At 68.0% G+C, this 18,319-nt stretch carries 15 protein-coding genes; 11 read left to right on the forward strand and 4 right to left on the reverse strand.

Going from position 1 to position 18,319, the window contains the following annotated elements:
• Positions 1 to 414 precede the first annotated feature (414 nt).
• Positions 415 to 1,758: a diguanylate cyclase gene (locus O0J73_RS14870; protein WP_308309041.1), complete on the forward strand. Its 1,344-nt coding sequence runs from the start codon at positions 415 to 417 to the stop codon at positions 1,756 to 1,758.
• 85 nt (positions 1,759 to 1,843) lie between these two features.
• Complete coding sequence (locus O0J73_RS14875) at positions 1,844 to 2,305, forward strand: bacteriohemerythrin (RefSeq protein ID WP_308309026.1); 462 nt, start codon at positions 1,844 to 1,846, stop codon at positions 2,303 to 2,305.
• On the opposite strand, the gene O0J73_RS14880 is transcribed toward O0J73_RS14875, so the two are convergent.
• On the reverse strand, positions 2,286 to 3,587 hold the full coding sequence (locus O0J73_RS14880; RefSeq protein WP_006429164.1) for an MFS transporter: 1,302 nt from the start codon (positions 3,585 to 3,587) through the stop codon (positions 2,286 to 2,288). The two genes, O0J73_RS14875 and O0J73_RS14880, sit on opposite strands and share 20 nt — an antisense overlap.
• Positions 3,588 to 3,734: 147 nt before the next feature.
• On the opposite strand from O0J73_RS14880, the gene O0J73_RS14885 reads away from it, so the two are divergent.
• Positions 3,735 to 4,376, forward strand: coding sequence for a hypothetical protein (locus tag O0J73_RS14885; protein ID WP_308309028.1), 642 nt, complete (start codon positions 3,735 to 3,737; stop codon positions 4,374 to 4,376).
• A gap of 80 nt (positions 4,377 to 4,456) precedes the next feature.
• Here the strand turns inward: O0J73_RS14885 and O0J73_RS14890 are convergent, their stop codons facing one another.
• Positions 4,457 to 5,953 (reverse strand): aldehyde dehydrogenase, encoded by a 1,497-nt coding sequence (locus tag O0J73_RS14890; RefSeq protein WP_308309029.1) that lies wholly within the window; start codon positions 5,951 to 5,953, stop codon positions 4,457 to 4,459.
• 104 nt (positions 5,954 to 6,057) lie between these two features.
• On the opposite strand from O0J73_RS14890, the gene O0J73_RS14895 reads away from it, so the two are divergent.
• From O0J73_RS14895 to O0J73_RS14925, 7 genes are all read left to right on the forward strand, one after another.
• Positions 6,058 to 7,410, forward strand: coding sequence for an aspartate aminotransferase family protein (locus O0J73_RS14895; protein ID WP_308309030.1), 1,353 nt, complete (start codon positions 6,058 to 6,060; stop codon positions 7,408 to 7,410).
• Positions 7,411 to 7,473: 63 nt separating this feature from the next.
• Complete coding sequence (locus O0J73_RS14900) at positions 7,474 to 8,352, forward strand: plasmid replication/partition related protein (RefSeq protein WP_308309031.1); 879 nt, start codon at positions 7,474 to 7,476, stop codon at positions 8,350 to 8,352.
• Between the two features lie 118 nt (positions 8,353 to 8,470).
• Entirely contained in the window at positions 8,471 to 9,757 is a 1,287-nt protein-coding gene (locus O0J73_RS14905) for a DUF445 family protein (RefSeq protein ID WP_308309032.1), read from the forward strand.
• A gap of 274 nt (positions 9,758 to 10,031) precedes the next feature.
• Positions 10,032 to 12,233, forward strand: coding sequence for a TonB-dependent siderophore receptor (locus tag O0J73_RS14910; RefSeq protein WP_308309033.1), 2,202 nt, complete (start codon positions 10,032 to 10,034; stop codon positions 12,231 to 12,233).
• A gap of 107 nt (positions 12,234 to 12,340) precedes the next feature.
• Entirely contained in the window at positions 12,341 to 12,655 is a 315-nt protein-coding gene (locus O0J73_RS14915) for a DUF3649 domain-containing protein (RefSeq protein ID WP_308309034.1), read from the forward strand.
• On the forward strand, positions 12,652 to 14,286 hold the full coding sequence (locus tag O0J73_RS14920; protein WP_308309035.1) for a PepSY-associated TM helix domain-containing protein: 1,635 nt from the start codon (positions 12,652 to 12,654) through the stop codon (positions 14,284 to 14,286). Before O0J73_RS14915 ends, O0J73_RS14920 begins: the two co-directional genes overlap by 4 nt.
• Positions 14,283 to 14,612: a DUF3325 domain-containing protein gene (locus tag O0J73_RS14925; RefSeq protein WP_006429006.1), complete on the forward strand. Its 330-nt coding sequence runs from the start codon at positions 14,283 to 14,285 to the stop codon at positions 14,610 to 14,612. The genes O0J73_RS14920 and O0J73_RS14925 overlap by 4 nt, the downstream gene beginning before the upstream one ends.
• 123 nt (positions 14,613 to 14,735) lie before the next feature.
• Here the strand turns inward: O0J73_RS14925 and rlmKL are convergent, their stop codons facing one another.
• Both rlmKL and O0J73_RS14935 read right to left on the reverse strand, forming a co-directional pair.
• A complete protein-coding gene (gene rlmKL, locus O0J73_RS14930; RefSeq protein WP_308309038.1) occupies positions 14,736 to 16,874 on the reverse strand; it encodes a bifunctional 23S rRNA (guanine(2069)-N(7))-methyltransferase RlmK/23S rRNA (guanine(2445)-N(2))-methyltransferase RlmL in 2,139 nt (712 codons plus the stop codon).
• 145 nt (positions 16,875 to 17,019) lie between these two features.
• The gene (locus O0J73_RS14935; RefSeq protein ID WP_308309039.1) at positions 17,020 to 17,547 is read right to left on the reverse strand and encodes a hypothetical protein; all 528 of its coding nucleotides are present in this window, start codon (positions 17,545 to 17,547) and stop codon (positions 17,020 to 17,022) included.
• Between the two features lie 72 nt (positions 17,548 to 17,619).
• Between O0J73_RS14935 and O0J73_RS14940 the strand changes: the two genes are divergently transcribed.
• Positions 17,620 to 18,186, forward strand: a complete 567-nt coding sequence (locus O0J73_RS14940) for an N-acetylmuramoyl-L-alanine amidase (RefSeq protein WP_006428865.1) — start codon at positions 17,620 to 17,622, stop codon at positions 18,184 to 18,186.
• The last annotated feature ends 133 nt before the right edge of the window (positions 18,187 to 18,319 follow it).

Consider the following 18,319-nt stretch of genomic DNA (forward strand, 5'->3'; position numbering starts at 1 on the left):
GGCGTGTCACCGGTAGAGTTTGAAAGGCGCTACGCGCAGAGCGGCAACTGAGTGTCTACAGAACTCTGGCCGGTCCAATCCATAGAGCTGCCAGCTGGGATCCTGGCTGAGATTGACCGCAGCCGGACTTGCCTGCCCCAATCCAGCCGTAGCCAATGGCTTTCCATGAAAATCCGAGGGACCGCCCGCGATTGCCGGGGCAGCGGCAAGCATCAGAAATCCAGTAGCCGTACCAAAACATGAAAATCGCACAGTGACCTCCAGGTCGAAGTTGAAGTCGAGAACCTCCAGCTGATACTAACCGCTTCCCATCTGAGCAATGGGCCAAACGACGAGTACGGACGCTTTCGTCCTAAAGTTGCACCCGAAACTGCCGCTATCCGTGCCGAGCCCTCCCTCGTGAGCCACCGCATCATGCCCGTGCTGCCGCAGGCCGCCGTTGATGGCGACCTGGCCGATCCGCTGCCACAGCGGATCCTGCTGGTCGAAAACTCCCGTGCATTCACTGGCATGCTGCGCGAGGCCATCGAGCAACGCCTGGAACTGCCGGTGGTGATTGCCTCCACCCTCGCCGAGGCCGACCGCCTGCTGAGCGAGGATGGCGGCTGGTTCCTGGTGCTGACCGGGCTGGTACTGGCCGACGGCGACCGCGATGCGGTGGTCGAGTTCTTCCTCAAGCGCGGCCTGCCGACCGTGGTGGTCAGCAGCGTCTACGATGAAGACCTGCGCAAGCGCGTGCTGCAGCAGCAGATCATCGACTACGTGCTGAAGAATACCCCCGGCAGCATCGATTACCTGGTCTGGCTGGTGCAGCGGCTGGAGCGCAACCGTCGCATCGCGGCCCTGGTGGTGGACGATTCACCCTCCGCGCGCGGCTATGCCGCGGCCCTGCTGCGCATGTACGGCCATGAGGTGCACGAGGCCGCCGACGGTAACGAAGGCCTGGCCGCGATCGAGGCGCACCCGGCGATCCGCCTGGCGGTTGTCGACCAGGAGATGCCCGGCATGCAGGGCGTGGAATTCACCCGACGCCTGCGCACCCTGCGCTCGCGCGATAAGGTGGCGGTGATCGGCATCTCCGGCAATACCGATGCGTCACTGATCCCGCGCTTCCTGAAGAACGGCGCCAACGACTTCCTGCGCAAGCCCTTCTCGCGCGAGGAGTTCTTCTGCCGGGTCTCGCAGAACGTGGACCAGCTGGAACTGATCGGCACCCTGCAGGACCTGGCCACCCGCGATTTCCTCACCGGCCTGCCCAACCGCCGTTGCTTCCTTGAGCAGAGCCAGCGCCAGCTGCCGCAGCTGCAGCTGCACGGCCAATGCGTGGCGGTAGCGATGATCGACATCGATCACTTCAAGCACATCAACGACACCTACGGCCACGAAGCCGGCGACGATGCACTGCGTGCGGTAGCCGGCGCGGTGGCCGCGCACGCGCGCAGCCAGGACCTGATCGCGCGCTTCGGTGGCGAGGAATTCTGCCTGCTGGTGCCGGACATGGAACAGGACGAGGCGCTGCTGTACTTCGAGGAACTGCGCCAGCGCATCGCCGCGCTGGAAGTGGACATCGGCTCGGCCACGCTGCGCATGACCGTCAGCATCGGCCTGTGCTGCCTGCGCCCGCAGCGTGATGCGCTGCACCGGCTGATCTCCGAGGCCGACCGCCAGCTGTACCTGGCCAAGGCCGGCGGCCGCAACCGGGTCAGCTGCACCACCATGGGCAGTCCGCTGCGCCCACGCGAGCCCGCCCTGCCCTGACCGGCACGCCTTGATCCAGATCAACGCCGCCCGCGCGCTGCGGTTCTACAGTCGGCCCCGACATACGCATGAAGGGGAGCCGGGGATGGCACTACTGGTCTGGCAGGACGATCTGAACATCGGCATCGATGTGATCGATCAGCAACATCGCCGCATCATCGAGATGCTCAACCACCTGCACGTGGCCCAGGCCAGAATGCAGCGTGCGGCGGTGGGCGAAGTGATCGATGAAGTGGTCGACTACACCATGTCGCACTTCGCGTTCGAGGAAGAGCTGATGGAGGAGGCGGGTTATCCGTTCTGTGCCGCGCACAAGCGTGTGCATGAAGTCTTCATCAAGCGCGTGGCCGAGTACCGGCTGCGCTTCCAGGCCGGCGAGGACATCAGCGACGAGCTGCGTACCATGCTCTCGCGCTGGCTGTTCAACCACATCCGTGGCGATGACCAGGCCTACGCCGAGCAGGTCAAGGCGCACCTGAACCAGTTCGCCCGCGAGCATCAGGGCGGCGGCTGGCTGGGGCGCACGCTCAAGCGCTTCTTTGGTTGAGCCGCAGTGCGCGCCGGTGCAGCGCCACCAGCGCGCACAGCGTCGCCACCGCGGTCAGGCACAGGTAGTAACCCACCGCGACCAGGCCGAAGTGTTCGGCCAACCACGTGGCCAGGTACGGTGCCGGGGCCGCGCCGAGGATGCCGGCCAGGTTGAATGACAGCGACGCGCCGGTGTAGCGCACCTCCACCGGGTAGATCTCGGCCAGGAAGGTGCCGCACGGCCCGTAGGTCAGGCCCATCAGGAACAGGCCCAGGCACAGGAAGCCAGTAACCAGCCACGGGCTGTGCGGCTGGAACAGCGGTGCGAACAGCACGCCGAAACCAACGATCAGCACGCTGGCCACGATCATCGTGCGTCGCGTGCCCCAGCGGTCTCCGTAGCGTGCCGACAATGGGATGCCCAGTGCGAAGAACAGCATGCCGGCCATCTGCATCAGCAGGAACTGTTCGCGGCTGTAGCCCAGCACCGCGGTGCCATGGCCGAGGCTGAACACTGTCATCAGGTAGAACAGCACGAAGGTGGCGAACGCCCCCAGCGTGCCCAGCAGCATCGGCACCGGATGGTCACGCAGCACCGTCAGCATCGGCAGCCGCACCGGCGACTTGCGCTCCAGCGCCTTCTTGAAGTCGGGGGTCTCGTGGATGTTCAGGCGCACCCACAGGCCCAGCCCGACCAGCAGCGCGCTGGCCACGAAGGGAATGCGCCAGCCCCATTGCAGGAAGTCGTCCTGGCTCAGGCAGCGGCCCAGCACCAGGAAGATGCCGGCCGACAGCAGGAAGCCCAGCGGTGCGCCCAGCTGCGGGAACATGCCGTACCAGGCGCGCTTGCCCGGTGGTGCGTTCTCGGTGGCCAGCAGCACCGCCCCACCCCACTCGCCCCCCAGGCCCAGGCCCTGGCCGAAACGGCACAGCGCCAGCAGCGCCGGCGCCCACAGCCCGATCTGCGCATGGGTCGGCAGCAGGCCAATCAGTACCGTGGACAGGCCCATGGTCAGCAGTGCGGCCACCAGGGTGGCCTTGCGGCCGATGCGATCACCGAAGTGGCCGAACACCGCCGAGCCCACCGGCCGGGCGATGAACGCCACCGCGAAGGTCGCCAACGACTGCAGCAGTGCCGCCTGTTCGCTGCTGTCCGGGAAGAACAGGTGCGGGAACACCAGCACCGCGGCCGTGGCGTAGATGTAGAAGTCGAAGAACTCGATGGTGGTGCCGATCAGGCTGGCCAGCAGGACACGGCGGGGGGAATTCACGGGCGGTGCGGCAGCGCGGGTCGTCGACATCGGCAACACGGGTAACGGTGGATCGCCCGATTCTGCCACGGGCCGGTGGCCGCACGGGACGATGGTTTCAGCCGACACCGATGCCAACGAAATTTTTCAGGCCGCCCGCTAGGCTGCGCCACCGGTCCCTGCATGGAAGCTTCGCCGATGGCTGCAGTCGCGTTGCCGTGGTCCGATTCCCCGAAGCTGCCGCGCATGGCGGCGTGGCTGGTGGTGCTGCTGGTGCATGGCCTGATGGCGCTGTGGTTGTGGGGCAGTGGCCGGATCGTGCTGCGCGCTGACGATGGCGCACGGATCTCGTTGCGCTGGCTGCCACCGGAGCTGCCGGCGCCGGCGCCGTCACTTCCGGCGTTGCCCTCCGTACCGATGACGCGCCGGGCTGCATCGGTGAAGCCCCACTCTGCCCCGATCGCGCAGGCAAGTACCGCACTGCCGGCCGAAGAGGCTCCGGCGGCAGAGGCGCCGCTGATCCTGGGCCTGCCTGCGGGCAGCATCGACGGTGGCGACGGCATCAGCGCCGCGGGAGTCGCGCCACGCCTGATCGGTCGCCGCGAGGTGCATGCTGCGTTCGCGCCGCGCCGCAACTACTTCCGCATCCGCCGGCAGATGACCCCCGAGCAGATCGTGCACGGCGTGGCGCAGCTGCTGGGGCTGTGGCCGCCCGGGTATATCGTCGACCCTTGCGAGCTGGGGAAGCAGGATATGGACTATTTCCAGAATGCGGTCGAAGAGGCAGATCGCGACCTGTTGCGTGCTGCGGTGCTGCAGGTGAGCACACGCTGCCGGTAGCGCCGAGCCATGCTCGGCGGCGTTCCGCAAAGAGCAGTCGAGCATGGCTCGACTCTACAGAAGCGCGGGCAGACCCGACGCTACAACTGGATCCAGGTGGCCTTGATCTCGCTGTACTTGTCGAACGCATGCAATGATTTGTCGCGCCCATTGCCCGACTGCTTGTAGCCACCGAAGGGGGCGGTCATGTCGCCGCCATCCCAGCCGTTCACCCATACGCTGCCGGCGCGCAGCTGGCGTGCAACGCGATGCGCGCGACCAAGATCACGTGTCCACAGGCCGGCGGCCAATCCATAGCGGCTGTCGTTGGCCAGGCGCACGGCTTCGGCTTCGTCATCGAAACCCAGCACGGCCAGGACCGGCCCGAACACTTCCTCGCGCGCCAGGGCCTGCTCGGGCCGTACCTGGTCGAACACGGTGGGCTGCACATAGCAGCCGCCCGCTTCCACCTCGGCGCGATGGCCGCCCAGCATCAATCGGGCGCCCTCGCCTTCGGCACGCGCGATATCGCCCATCACCTTGTCCAGATGCGCGGCATCGACCAGCGCACCCATCGGTGCGTCGGCTTCCAGCGGGTGGCGCGGCTGCATGTGCTGGCCATAGGCCACCACCTGGTGCACGAAATCCTCGCGGATCGAGCGTTGCACCAGCAGCCGCGAGCCAGCAGTGCAGACTTCCCCCTGGTTGAAGAAGATGCCCTGCGCCACGCCCTTGGCCGCCGCATCGAGGTCGGGGGCGTCGGCGAACACCACGTGCGGGCTCTTGCCGCCGCATTCCAGCCAGACCCGCTTGAGGTTGGATCGGCCAGAGTATTCCAGCAGCTTCGCGCCCGTGGCGGTGGAGCCGGTGAAGGCCAGCACGTCCACGTCCATGTGCAGGGCCAGCGGTTCGCCGACGCGCGCTCCATGGCCGGGCAACACGTTCAGGACCCCGTCCGGCAGGCCCGCCTCGGCGGCCAGTACCGCCAGCCGCAGCGCCGACAATGGCGACCGCTCGGAAGGCTTGAGCACCACCGAGTTGCCCATCGCCAGCGCCGGCGCGATCTTCCAGCAGGCCATCAGCAACGGGAAGTTCCACGGCACGATGGCCGCCACCACGCCGGCGGCCTCGCGCGTGACCAGCCCCAGTTCGTGCGGGCCGGTGGGCGCGATCTCCCCGTACAGCTTGTCCACCGCTTCAGCGGTCCAGCTCAGGCAGCGCACCACGCCGGGCAGGTCGATGCGCCGCGCATCGCGCACCGGCTTGCCCATGTCCAGGGTTTCCAGCAGGGCCAGTTCGTCGGCGTGCGTTTCCACCAGCGCAGCCAGCGCCAGCAGCACGCGCTTGCGATGCGCCGGGCTGGCCTGCGACCAGTGGCCCGCATCGAAGGAGCGGCGGGCCGCCAGCACGGCACGCTCCACATCCTGCGCGTCGCAGTCGGCGACCGCACCCAGCACGCGACCGTCGATCGGGCTGATGCAGTCGAAGCGGGCGCCGCTGGCAGCGTCGACCTGGCGGCCGTCGATGAAGGCCTGGCCGGGCATCGACAGCTGGAGCGCCAGCGCCTGCCAGTGGCTGCGGTCGGGGAAATCGGCCATGGAACACTCCTGCAATCAACCAGCCTTGCTTATACCGGGGCCGCCGCGACTTCGCCGTGACGCAGCTGCGCTACATTCATCGCATCGCACCCGATGGAGCTGGCATGAAGCGTCCCGAAAGCGACCTGCACGACCTGGCCACCCAGCGTCCCGAATCCCTGGACGCGTACTGGATGCCGTTCACCGCCAATCGCCAGTACAAGGCGGCCCCGCGTGTGCTGGTACGCGCCGAGGGAATGCACTACGAAGATGTCGACGGCCGCCCGATCCTCGACGGCACCGCCGGCCTGTGGTGCTGCAACGCCGGCCACGCGCGGCCACGCATCGTCGAGGCCATCGTCGAGCAGGCCCGCACGCTCGACTATTCACCGGCCTTCCAGATGGGCTCGCCGCCGGCCTTCGCACTGGCGCAGCGGCTGGCCGCACTGGCGCCGGCCGCGCTCAACCATGTGTTCTTCACCAGCTCAGGGTCCGAGGCGGTGGATACCGCGATGAAGATCGCGCTGGCCTACCACCGCCAGCGTGGCGAAGGCCAGCGCACCCGCTTCATCAGCCGCGAGAAGGCCTACCACGGGGTCGGCTTCGGCGGCATGGCACTGGGCGGCCTGCCCAACAACCGCAGGGCATTCGGCCTGCAGCTGGGCGGCGTGGACTATCTGCGCCACACCCTGGACCTGCAGCGCAATGCATTCAGCAAGGGCCTGCCACGCCAGGGCGCGGAGCTGGCCGATGACCTGGAGCGGCTGATCGCGCTGCACGATGCATCGACCATTGCCGCGGTGTTCGTTGAACCCATCGCCGGTTCAGCCGGGGTGATCCTGCCCGCACCGGGTTACCTGCAGCGGCTGCGCGAGCTGTGCGACCACCACGGCATCCTGCTGGTGTTCGATGAAGTGATCACCGGCTTCGGCCGGGTCGGCATGCCCTTTGCCGCACAACGCTTCGGGGTCACCCCGGACCTGCTGACCTTCGCCAAGGCGGTCAGCAACGGTGCGGTGCCGCTGGGCGGCGTGCTGGCCAGCGATGCGGTGCATGCCGCGTTGATGCAGGCGCCCCCGCAGGCCATCGAGCTGTTCCACGGCTACACCTATTCGGGCCATCCGCTGGCCTGCGCAGCGGCGCTGGCCACGCTGGAGGTCTATGCCGAGGAGCGCCTGTTCGAGCGCGCCATCGAGCTGGGTGAATACTGGCAGGAGCGGTTGCACGCCCTGCAGGGGCTGCCCAACGTGATCGATATCCGCAACTTCGGGCTGGTCGGTGCAGTGGAGCTGGCGCCACGCCGGGACACCCCCGGCAGCCGCGGCTACGAGGTGTTCCGCCGCTGCTTCCACGACGGCCGGCTGCTGGTGCGCTGTACCGGCGACATCATCGCGTTGTCGCCGCCATTGATCGTGGACAAGCCGCAGATCGACCAGATCACCGGCATCCTCGGCGAGATGATCCGGACCACCGCCTGAGCACGGGCCGGCGGTGGCGAGCAGGTACAATGGGCGGTTCCGCTCCTGCTCGCTGCCGTGCCCATGGATATCGTCGTCAAAGAAGAACTCAAGGCCTACATCGACCCGCTGACTGCGGACGAACATGACGCGCTGGAGCGCAGCATCCTGGCCGAAGGCTGCCGCGATGCGCTGGTGCTGTGGGGCGATGTGCTGGTCGACGGCCACAACCGCTTCGGCATCTGCCAGAAGCACGGCCTGCCGTTCAACACCGTGCAGAACACCCGCTTCCAGAGCATGGAAGACGTGCACCTGTGGATGATCGAGCAGCACCTGGGCCGTCGCAGCGTTTCGGACTTCCAGCGCGGCGTGCTGGCGCTGCGCAAGCGCGACATCCTGGCTGCCCGCAAGCAGGTCGAGCAGGCGCAGCTGCAACGCGAGAGCGACGGCACCGCCGAGATTGTCGAGGACGCTGGCGAAGACAGCCCGCCGTGGGAACCGGCGCCGAAGATCAGCCGCGCCGAGCTGGCCCGCGAAGCCAAGCTGAGCACCAGCCAGGTCGGCATGATCGAGCGCATCCACGCCCAGGCCGCGGCCGAAGTGGTGGAAGCGGTGAAGGCCGGCGTGATTTCGATCAGCGCCGCCGCAGCCGTGGCCGACCTGCCCGAGGAAGAGCAGCGCGCCGCCGCCGCCGGTGGCAAGGATGAACTGAAGCAGGCCGCCAAGCGCGTGCGCGAGTCCAAGCGCAAGCCGCGTGCCCCGAAGCCGGACGCGGCCGAGATGGACTTCGAGGAGCCGGATGAGGACGCGATCGCCAGCCGCGACGCCGAAGTGCTGTCGGCCCTGGAGCAGCTGGGCGAGGACGCACCGGCGCTGCGTCGCCGCGTCGTCGCGTTGACCCGCGAGAACGACACCTTGCGCGCGCAGCTGGCCGCGCTGCGCAAGCAACTCGAAGCGCTCTGAACCAGCGGGTAGTGCCGGCCGCTGGCCGGCAACCCCATGAACGTTCCGGGTGCGTTGCGGATGCCGGCCAGCGGCCGGCACTACCCGATGCTCATGCAGGGCCGGATAGACTTCGGGCATGACGCCTGCCAACGATCCGCGCCGCGCACAGCTGCGGCGCCTGAAAGCCCTCGCGCTGGGCCTGCTGCTGTTGATGCTGGCCGGATTCGCGGTCAGCCACTGGCAGGGCGAGCGCGGCATCTGGGCCTGGGTCTCGGCCTTCTGCGAGGCCGCCGCCGTGGGTGCGCTGGCCGACTGGTTCGCCGTCGTCGCGCTGTTCCGGCGGCCGATGGGACTGCCCATTCCGCACACCGCGATCATCCCGCGCAGCAAGGAACGCATCGGTGACAGCCTGGCGCTGTTCGTGCGCGACCAGTTCCTGGAACCGGGCGTGCTGTTGGCCAAGCTGCAGGTGTTCGATCCGGCGAGCCGCCTGGGCAGCTGGCTGGCCGATCCGGCGCGTTCGCGGATGCTGGCCGACATGGCGCGCGGCTGGGCGTTGCAGGCACTGGATTTCTTCGACGAGACCGCCGTGCGCCGGCAGCTGCACGGTTTCGTGGTGCAACAGCTGCGGCAGTGGAATGCCGCCGCCACCGCCGGCGAGCTGCTGGCCCTGCTGACCGCCGATGGCCGTCATCAGCGCGTGCTGGACGAGGGCCTGCAGCGGCTGGGGCGCTGGCTGGAGCAGGCGGAAGTGAAGGAGCGCGCCTCGCAGCTGATCGTGCGCTACATCCAGCGCGAATGGCCGACGCTGTCGAGCACGGTGAACTGGGTCAAGCCGATCGACGAGATCGGCGACAGCCTGGCCGAGCGCCTGGCGCGCGCGGTGCTGGAAGAACTGCAGCAGGTGCTGGCCGAGCCGGAGCATCCGCTGCGCCAGGACTACGAGACCTGGCTGCAGGCCTACGTGCAGCGCCTGCGCGAAGACCCGGCGCTGGCCGAACGCGTCGAACAGCTCAAGCAGGAAATGATCGACCACCCTGCCCTGCAGGAGTACGTGCAGGGGCTGTGGGCGCGCATCCATGCCAGCCTGCGTGCCGACCTGCAGCGTGACGACTCCGCGCTGGTCGGCCACCTGCAGCGCAGCCTGGCCTCGCTGGGCAGCAGCCTGCAGGCCGACCCCGCCCTTCGCGAGGCACTGAACCAGCACTTGCTGGAAGGTGCGCAGCGGCTGACCGGGCGCCTGCGCGAGGGCGTGACCACGCATATCGCGCAGACCGTGAAGGGCTGGGATGAGCGGCACCTGGTCGAGCAGCTGGAACTGAGCGTAGGCCGCGACCTGCAGTTCATCCGCTTCAACGGCACCCTGGTCGGCGGGCTGATTGGCCTGCTGCTGCATGCGGCGACGGTGATCTTCCGGTTCTGAACGCGCGCCTCGATCCACCGGCTGCAGTCGTCACGCTTGATTAACGAAATGCGAATGCCTATCATTTGCTAATCGGTTGTACGCTTAGCCAAGCGGGGCACGGATGCACGTACCCACCCGCCCCTTCGCCCGTGTACATCCCCCGACTACCGGGTCGCCTGCACTGCGCGGGTGGCGCACCGTCGATGGGGCTCGCTGGGCGACGTGCGCGGAGCGCATGGCGACTGTACCTGCGCATTCCATCGCCTGATTCGTCCTGCATGGAATCGCACCGATGGCAATACCGCTGAACTCCCCCCGTCCCACCGTGTTGGCCCTGGCCGTGACTGCATTGATGATCGCCCCGCTGGCCCACGCCGACGGCACTGCCGATCCTTCCGCGCGCACGCTGGATACGGTGAAGGTGACTGCCGATGGCGAGATGCCCGGCAGCTATACGGTGAAAGGCGCGCGCACCGCGACGAAGCTGGACCTGTCGCTGCGCGAGACGCCGCAGTCGGTAACGGTGGTTACCCGCCAGCGCCTGGATGACATGGGCCTGTTCTCGCTGTCGGACGTGATGGGCCAGGTGACGGGCGTCAGCGTGTCGGTCACCGACAGCGAGCGCATCAACTATGTCTCGCGCGGCTACACCATCGACAACTTCCAGATCGACGGCATGCTCAACACCTTCGGTGGCTCGATCAAGACCAACACCGACAACGTGATCTACGAGCGCATCGAAGTGATCCGCGGCGCCACCGGCCTGACCACCGGCGCGGGTGATCCGTCCGGCACCATCAGCATGATCCGCAAGCGGCCGACCGACACTTTCCAGATGGGTGCCAACCTGACCCTCGGCCGCTGGAACAACCGTCGCCTGGAAGCCGACCTCGGCGGCCCCGTCGCCTGGGACGGCCGCATCCGCGCACGCATCGTGGCCGCCAAGCAGCAGAGCGATTCGTTCCGCGATGTCTACAGGCTCGACAAGGACGTGTTCTACGGCATCGTGCAGGCCGACCTGAGCGACAGCACGCTGTTCGAAGTGGGCTACGAGTACCAGTCGCCGCATACCACCGGCGTGACCTGGGGCGTGGTGCCGTACTGGGGCGCCGACGGCGCACCGGCCAACCTGCCGCGCTCGACCAATCTGTCTGCGTCCTGGAGTGCCTGGCCGATCGTGGAAAAAACCAGCTTCGCGCGACTGGAACAGCAACTGGGCAACGGCTGGTCGGTGAAGGGCAACGTCAGCCACGCCGTGCGCGATACCGATGGCAGCGTCTGGTACGGCGCGGCCGGCTACCCGCGCGCCGATGGAACCGGCGTGACCGCCTACATTTCACACTTCAACGAACACAGCACGATGGACGTGTTCGACATCAACGTGGGCGGGACGTTCAAGCTGTTCGGGCGCGAGCACGAGCTGGTGTTCGGCCTCGGCCAGTCGGTGCGCAAGGGTGAGTCCGAGGCCACGTCGTTCGATTCCAGCGCACCGGGCTACGCGCAGGTGCCCGACTGGCGTCACTGGACCGGCGAGGTGCCGGTACTGCCGGTGACCCGCTTTGGTCGCCTGTCGTCACAGGACGAACTGCGCCAGCGCGCCGCCTATGTTGCCGCCCGACTTCGCCTTGCCGATCCGTTGCTGGCCGTGGTGGGCGCCCGCTATGGCAGCTGGGAAACCCGTACCTGGGCCTATGGCTATGATGCCGCCGGCAACCGCAACAGCACCAAGCGCAGCGGCTACAGGCCCGACGACATGCTCACCCCGTATGCCGGCCTGGTGTACGACTTCAACTCGACCTTCAGCGGCTATGTCAGCTACACCGACATCTTCAAGCCGCAGAAATCCCGCGACCGCAACGGCAACTACCTGGAGCCGGTGGTCGGCGACATGTATGAAGCGGGCGTCAAGGCCGAGTTCTTCGGCGGCCTGCTGAATGCTTCGGCGGCGGTGTTCGAAGGCAAGCAGGACAACGTGGCCGAGATCGATGATTCAGTGCCGGTGAACTCGCTGCCCGATGGCAGCCAGGCCTACCGATCCACCGGCAAGGGCAACAAGGTGAAGGGGTGGGAAATCGAGACCCAGGGCAGCATCGGCGAGCAATGGAACGTCTCGGCGGGATTCGCCCATACCGTCATCCGCAACAAGGACGGCGTGCTGCAGCGGACCACAGCCCCGCAGGACACCTTCCGCCTCAACGCCAGCTGGCGCCCCGGCGGTATCGATGGCCGCTTCTGGCTGGGAGGCGGCGCCACCTGGCAGAGCCGCATCTGGAACACCAGCACCAAGGCGGATGGCAGCAAGGCCAATATCACCCAGGACGCGTTCTACCTGCTGAACCTGGCCGGCGGCTACCGCTTCAACGAGAACTTCAGCGCGCAGCTGAACATCAACAACCTGCTGGACAAGAAGTATTTCAACAACGTCGGTTTCTACAGCGGCGTGTACTGGGGCGAACCACGCAACGTGACAATGACGCTGCGCTGGAAGCTCTGACCCCCGATGGATGGCACCGGTTCTGCGACCGGTGCCCGGCCATGGATGGCCAACCCCGGCGCGCTGCGGTGCGCCGGTCCCTTTTCACTGAAACCAGCAGGAATGCCGTGGACCGCTCGCCCGCAACCGCCAGCCCCCGCACCTTCTTCTCCAACCCACGCTGGGGCGTGCTGTCACGCTCGCTGGCCGCGATCTTCGGCGGCTACGCGCTGGCCTCGGTGACCAGCGTGTTCTGCGCGCTGGCGCTGCCCGGCGCGCGCGGCCAGGCCGTGCTGACCGGCATGCTGCTGGCGATCCTGGTGGCCGCCTGCGCAGCGCTGTGGGCGTTCGCCACCCGCACTGCGCTGCGCGCCTGGGTCGGCATCCTGGTCCCCACCCTGCTGATGGCCGCCGTCGCGCGCCTGCTGGGGGCCTGGGCATGAAGAACGGATTCCGCCAATCGATGGCCTGGCTGCACACCTGGACCGGCCTGCTGGTCGGCTGGCTGCTGCTGCTGATCTTCATGGCCGGCACCGCCAGCTACTACCGCGAGGAAATCAGCCGCTGGATGCGCCCGGAGCTGCCGGCCAACAAGGTCAGCATCGACGTGGCCGCGCAACGCGCGGTGGACTACCTGCAGGCCAACGCCAGCCAGGCCGAGAACTGGTTCGTCACCCTGCCCCAGCCGCGCAACCCGGCCATGCAGATGTTCTGGCGGCTGCCGCCGGAACTGGCCGATCCCAGCCGTGGCCGGCGCGGTGGTTTTGGTGATGCCACGCTGGACCCGAACACCGGCCAGGCCCTGAAGGCGCGCGAGACGCGCGGCGGAGATTTCTTCTACCGCCTGCACTTCGACCTGCATTACATCCCGGTGCTGTGGGCGCGCTACCTGGTCGGCTTCTGCGCGATGTTCATGCTGGTGGCGATCATCACCGGCGTCATCACCCACAAGAAAATCTTCAAGGACTTCTTCACCTTCCGCAAGGACAAGGGCCTGCGGTCGTGGCTGGATTTCCACAACGTCAGCGCGGTGATGGCACTGCCGTACCACGCGATGATCACCTACACCGGCATCGTCACCCTGATGATCATGTACCTGCCATGGGGGGTGAAGGTGGCCTACCCGCAGGACGAGGACAAGTTCTTCAGCGAAGCCTTCGGCGGCATGCCGGAGGTGACCGCGCCGGCCGAGGGCCGCGCCACGCCGCTGCCGATCGCGCAGCTGCTGGACGCCGCGCGTGCGCACTGGCATGGCGTGGAAGTGGCCGGCTTCACCGTGTCCAATCCGGGCGCGGCCAATGCGGTGATCGACATCCGCCAGCGCGACGGCAAGCGCCTGTCCACCGACACCCCGGCGCTGCGCTACGACATGATCAACGGCACGCTGCTGGAAGAGACGCCGCCCTCCGGTGGTGCCACCGCCACCCGTGGCGTGCTGTATGGCCTGCACCTGGCCCGCTTCGCCGACTGGGGCCTGCGCGCACTGTTCTTCCTGTCCGGCCTGGTCGGCTGCCTGATGGTGGCCAGCGGTGTGGTGCTGTGGGCAGTGAAGGAACGGCCCAAGCACGCCAAGAGTGGCCGCATCGGCTTCGGCCTGCGCCTGGTCGATGCACTGAACATCGGCACCGTGGCCGGCCTGCCGATTGCGTTCGCCGCCTACTTCTGGGGCAACCGCCTGCTGCCGCTGGACATCGCCGAGCGCTCCAGTGCCGAGGCCAATGTGTTCTTCTACGCCTGGGGCGCGGCGCTGCTGGCCGCCTTCATCTGGCCGAAGCGGATGATGTGGGCCTGGCAACTGTACCTGGGCGCCGCCGCGTTCGCGCTGGTGCCGGTGGTCAACGCGCTGACCACGCATGCGCATCTGGGCGTGACCCTGCGCAATGGTGACTGGGTGCTGGCCGGCGTCGACCTGTCGATGATCGCGTTTGGTGCGATGCTGGCGCTGTGTGGATGGCGCATGCAGCGCTGGACGCCGCCGCTGTCTGCCGCCGAGAAGAAGAAGCGTGCCGCGGCGGCGGCGGCCAAGGCTCCGGTTGATGCTGCGGAAGCTGCCGAAGCGGAGGCCAGCGCATGATGCTTCTGGCGTTGACCCTGTCGTTCTCCGCGTTCACCGCACTGTCGCTGGCGATGGAAAAACACCAGCACGACCTGCATGGCAAGGCGGCAGCCTCGCCAGCACGGCGCACGCAATTTCGGGTGCTGGGCTGGGCCCTGCTGGCGGTGGCGTTCGCGCTGTGCGTGGCCGACCATGGCTGGGCGATGGGCCCGGTGCTGTGGCTGGGCACGATGACGCTGGGCGGCGCGGTGTTGTCGTTCGGGTTGTACCCGTACCGGCCGAAGTGGATCGCCGCGCTGGCGATCGCGCTGCCCGCGGCCGGGCTGCTGGTAGCGGTGCTGTAGCCACCATCCACGCGTGGCGTGGATCTACCGGCCAGACAGGGGTAGTGCCGGCCGCTGGCCGGCATCCCATGATCCCTCTGCGGATCTGTCACCGTTGCCGGCCAGCGGCCGGCACTACCGGACTTACCCCAACCGCTTCAATTCCCACGCGCGGTGGATGCGCGCGTTTCGCTCGAAATCCGGGCCGATGGTGCGCGCGGTGATCTCGCGGCACTGGGCGAACTCGGCGATGGCGTTCTCTTCCAGCTTGAAGCGGCGGAAGTTGTTGGAGAAGTACAGCACGCCGCCCGGCGCCAGTCGTGCCACTGCGGCGCGCAGCAGCTTCAGCTGTTCACGCTGCACGTCGAAGTCGTCGGCGCGCGCGGAGTTGGAGAAGGTCGGCGGGTCACAGAAGATCACGTCGTACTGCCCGCGGTCGCCTTCCAGCCACGCCATGGCGTCGGCCTGCACCAGCAGATGCTGGTTGCCGCCCTGCCCGTTCAACGCCAGGTTGTCGTAGCACCACTGCAGGTAGGTGGCCGACAGGTCGACGCTGGTGGTGCTGGCGGCACCGGCCACAGCCGCCTGCACGCTGGCCACGCCGGTGTAGCAGAACAGGTTGAGGAAGCGCTTGCCCCGCACCTGATCGGCCATCATCCGGCGCAGCGGGCGATGGTCGAGGAACAGGCCGGTATCCAGGTAATCGAACAGGTTCACCTGCAGCAGCGCGTTGTTCTCACGCACCACGATGAACTCGTCGCGCTGTTCGAAGCGGCCGTACTTGCTGCCGCCCTTGCCGCGCTCGCGCGACTTCATCGACACCTGTTCCGGCGGCACGCCGAATACTTCACGCGCGGCCGCCAGCAACTCGTTGCGGCGACGGCGCACGTCGTTCTCCGGAATCGCCGCCGGCGCGGCGTATTCCTGCACATGCAGGAAGGTGCGGCGCTGGCCACCGTCTTCTTCATAGACGTCGATGGCCGCAGCGTACTCCGGCAGGTCGGCATCGTAGGCGCGGAAGCAGGTGATGTCCTCGCGGGCGCGCCAGCTCTTGAACTTCTTCAGGTTCTTGCGCAGGCGGTTGGCCACCATCTGCGCACCTTCGCTCAGCTCGCGCGGCTGCGCCGGGTCGCGGCCCGGCACGGCGATCGGGTCGCAGACGATCAGCGCGCATTCCAGCGCACCATTGAACATCTGGTACTTCTTGCCGGCGCGCAGGCCAGTGGCGAAGGCCAGTTCGTCGTTGCCGCACAGCAGGCTGGCGCGCCACTGCGGCACCGCCTTCTGCAGGGCATTGCCCAGCGCGCGGTACAGCGCCGGATCGGCCGCCAGGCGCTCGTCGTACGGCGGGTTGCAGACCACCGCGCCGATCTCCTGCTCCGGCGCGGCCAGGTCGGCCACGTCGGCGCGGGTGAAGCGGATCGCATGGGCAACGCCCGCTACTTCGGCGTTCTCGCGCGCCGCCTGGATCGCGGTCGGGTCGATGTCGCTGCCGTGGATGACCGGCTTCAACGCTGCCAGGCCGGCCGCTTCGCGGTCACGTGCCTCGCTCTGGATGGCCTTCCAGGCGGCCTTGTCGAAGCCCAGCCAACGGCTGGGTGGCAGGCTGCCGTGGCGCATCAGGCCGGGGGCAACGTCGGCGGCCATCAGCGCGCCTTCGATCAGCAGCGTGCCGCTGCCGCACATCGGGTCCAGCAGCCCACCACCGGCGGCGTGCAGGCGCGGCCACTGCGCGCGCAGCAGCAGCGCGGCGGCCAGGTTTTCCTTCAGCGGCGCCTCGTGGGCAGCGCCGCGCCAGCCACGGCGGTGCAGCGGGCCGCCGCCCAGGTCGATCGACAGCGAGGCGCGGCCCTTTCGCAGCGACAGGTTCACGCGCACATCCGGCAGGTCGGTGTTGACCGAAGGGCGTTCCAGGCCTTCGTCACGCATGCGGTCGACGATGGCGTCCTTGATCCGCTGCGCCGCGAATCGGGCGTGGGTGATCTTGTCGCCGGACACGTGCGCGTCCACCGCCAGGGTCATCTCCGGCTTGATGTGCTCGTGCCACGGCAGCGCACGCACGCCGTCGTACAGGGCCTGCTCGTCCGGGCACTCGAACTCGTCGATCGGCCACAGCACGCGGCTGGCCAGGCGCGACCACATGACGATCCGCAGCGCCTGCTCCAGTTCGCCGTCGGCGTTGACGCCGGCAATGGTGGCGGTGGCCTTGCCAAGGCCCAGGGCCGACAGTTCATCGGCAAGCAGGTATTCCAGGCCCTTGGCGCAGGAGACGAAGAATTTCACGGGATCGGTTCGCAGGTGGTCGGGCGCGGCACAGGGGCCGGGCCAGTCGGAAAGGAGGGCCGTAGGCACGGCCGGCAGGCCCGCGCCGGGGGCGGCGGGGCTGCCATTGTAGTCAAAGCGGGCGGGCGCGCCGTGCGCCCGGGCTTCACAGCTGGCGCAGCAGGCGCTCGAAGGCCTGCGCGGCGGCCTCCACGTGGTGCTCAAGGCGGTGCCCATCATCGACCAGCAGCAGCTGCGCCGAACGCGCCTGTGCCCAGGCAATGACCCCGGCGGCTGGCACCACCTCGTCGTGCCAGGCCTGCACCACCGTAGTCGGTACCGCGGCGGCATCCAGCGCCGGCATCGGGCCCATGGTGGTCGGCGGCACCATCAGGAACAGGCCGGCCACCGGCACCTGCAGCGAGGCGATGGCGGAAATGTAGGCACCGAGGCTGGAGCCGGCCAGCACCACCGGCCCCTGCCCGGCGGCAATGGCGGCACGCTCGACCAGGCGCCGCAGGCGGGTCGGCACGTCGCCCACCCGGCTGACCTCGCTCATCGCGTCCAGGTCGGTGTAGTCGGGGCGTTCATGGGTCCAGCCCAGGCGTTGTGCCACCTCGGCCAGCGCGGTGACCTTGGTCGCGTCCGGGCCGCTCTCGAAACCGTGCGACAGGATGCAGTGACCGCGGCTCATGCGCGCGCTCCGCGCGAGCGGGCCGATGAGGAAGGGGAAGGCAGGTTCATACCGCAATGCTAGCATCGCCGGATGCCCAACCCGCTCCTGCCCGGCCTGCAGCTGCAGCCCCTGCCCTACCACGACCGCCTGCCGCTGCGCGACCCGGCCACGCTGGAGATGGTGGTGATCCACTGCACCGAACTGCCCGACCTGGCGATGGCCCGCGAGTACGGCGAGCGCGTGCTGTACGACAGTGGCGCCGGCAACAGCGGCCACTTCTACATCGATCGCGACGGTCGCGTGGTGCAGTACGTGGCACCGGAACGGGTGGCCCACCATGTGCGCGGCATGAACGCACATACGCTGGGCATCGAGCTGGTCAATACCGGGCGTTACCCGCACTGGTTCGACAGCCGCCACCAGGCGATGGACGAGCCGTACACCGAGGCGCAGCTGGTGGCACTGGAGGCGCTGCTGCTGGCGCTGGTGGCGCGCTATCCGTCGCTGCGGCGGATTGCCGGGCACGACCAGCTGGATCTGGAGCAGGTGCCGGCCAGTGATGATGCGGCACTGACGGTGGCGCGCAAGCGTGATCCGGGGCCGTTGTTCCCGTGGGCGCGGATTCTGGCGAAGGTGCCGCTGCAGGGGTTGGGGTGAGGGTTTGCAGGGCTGCGCCCTGCACCTGCAGAGGCAACGTCAACGTCAAAAGCAGGCTATCCGTGGGTTGGCGGGGGGGGGCCGGTCGCCGCCTTCATGCGGCGCCCGCCCCCGCCACCCGCCCCCGCCCGCC

The sequence above is a fragment of the Stenotrophomonas sp. Sm6012 genome, from assembly GCF_030985895.1.
Classification (GTDB): domain Bacteria; phylum Pseudomonadota; class Gammaproteobacteria; order Xanthomonadales; family Xanthomonadaceae; genus Stenotrophomonas; species Stenotrophomonas forensis.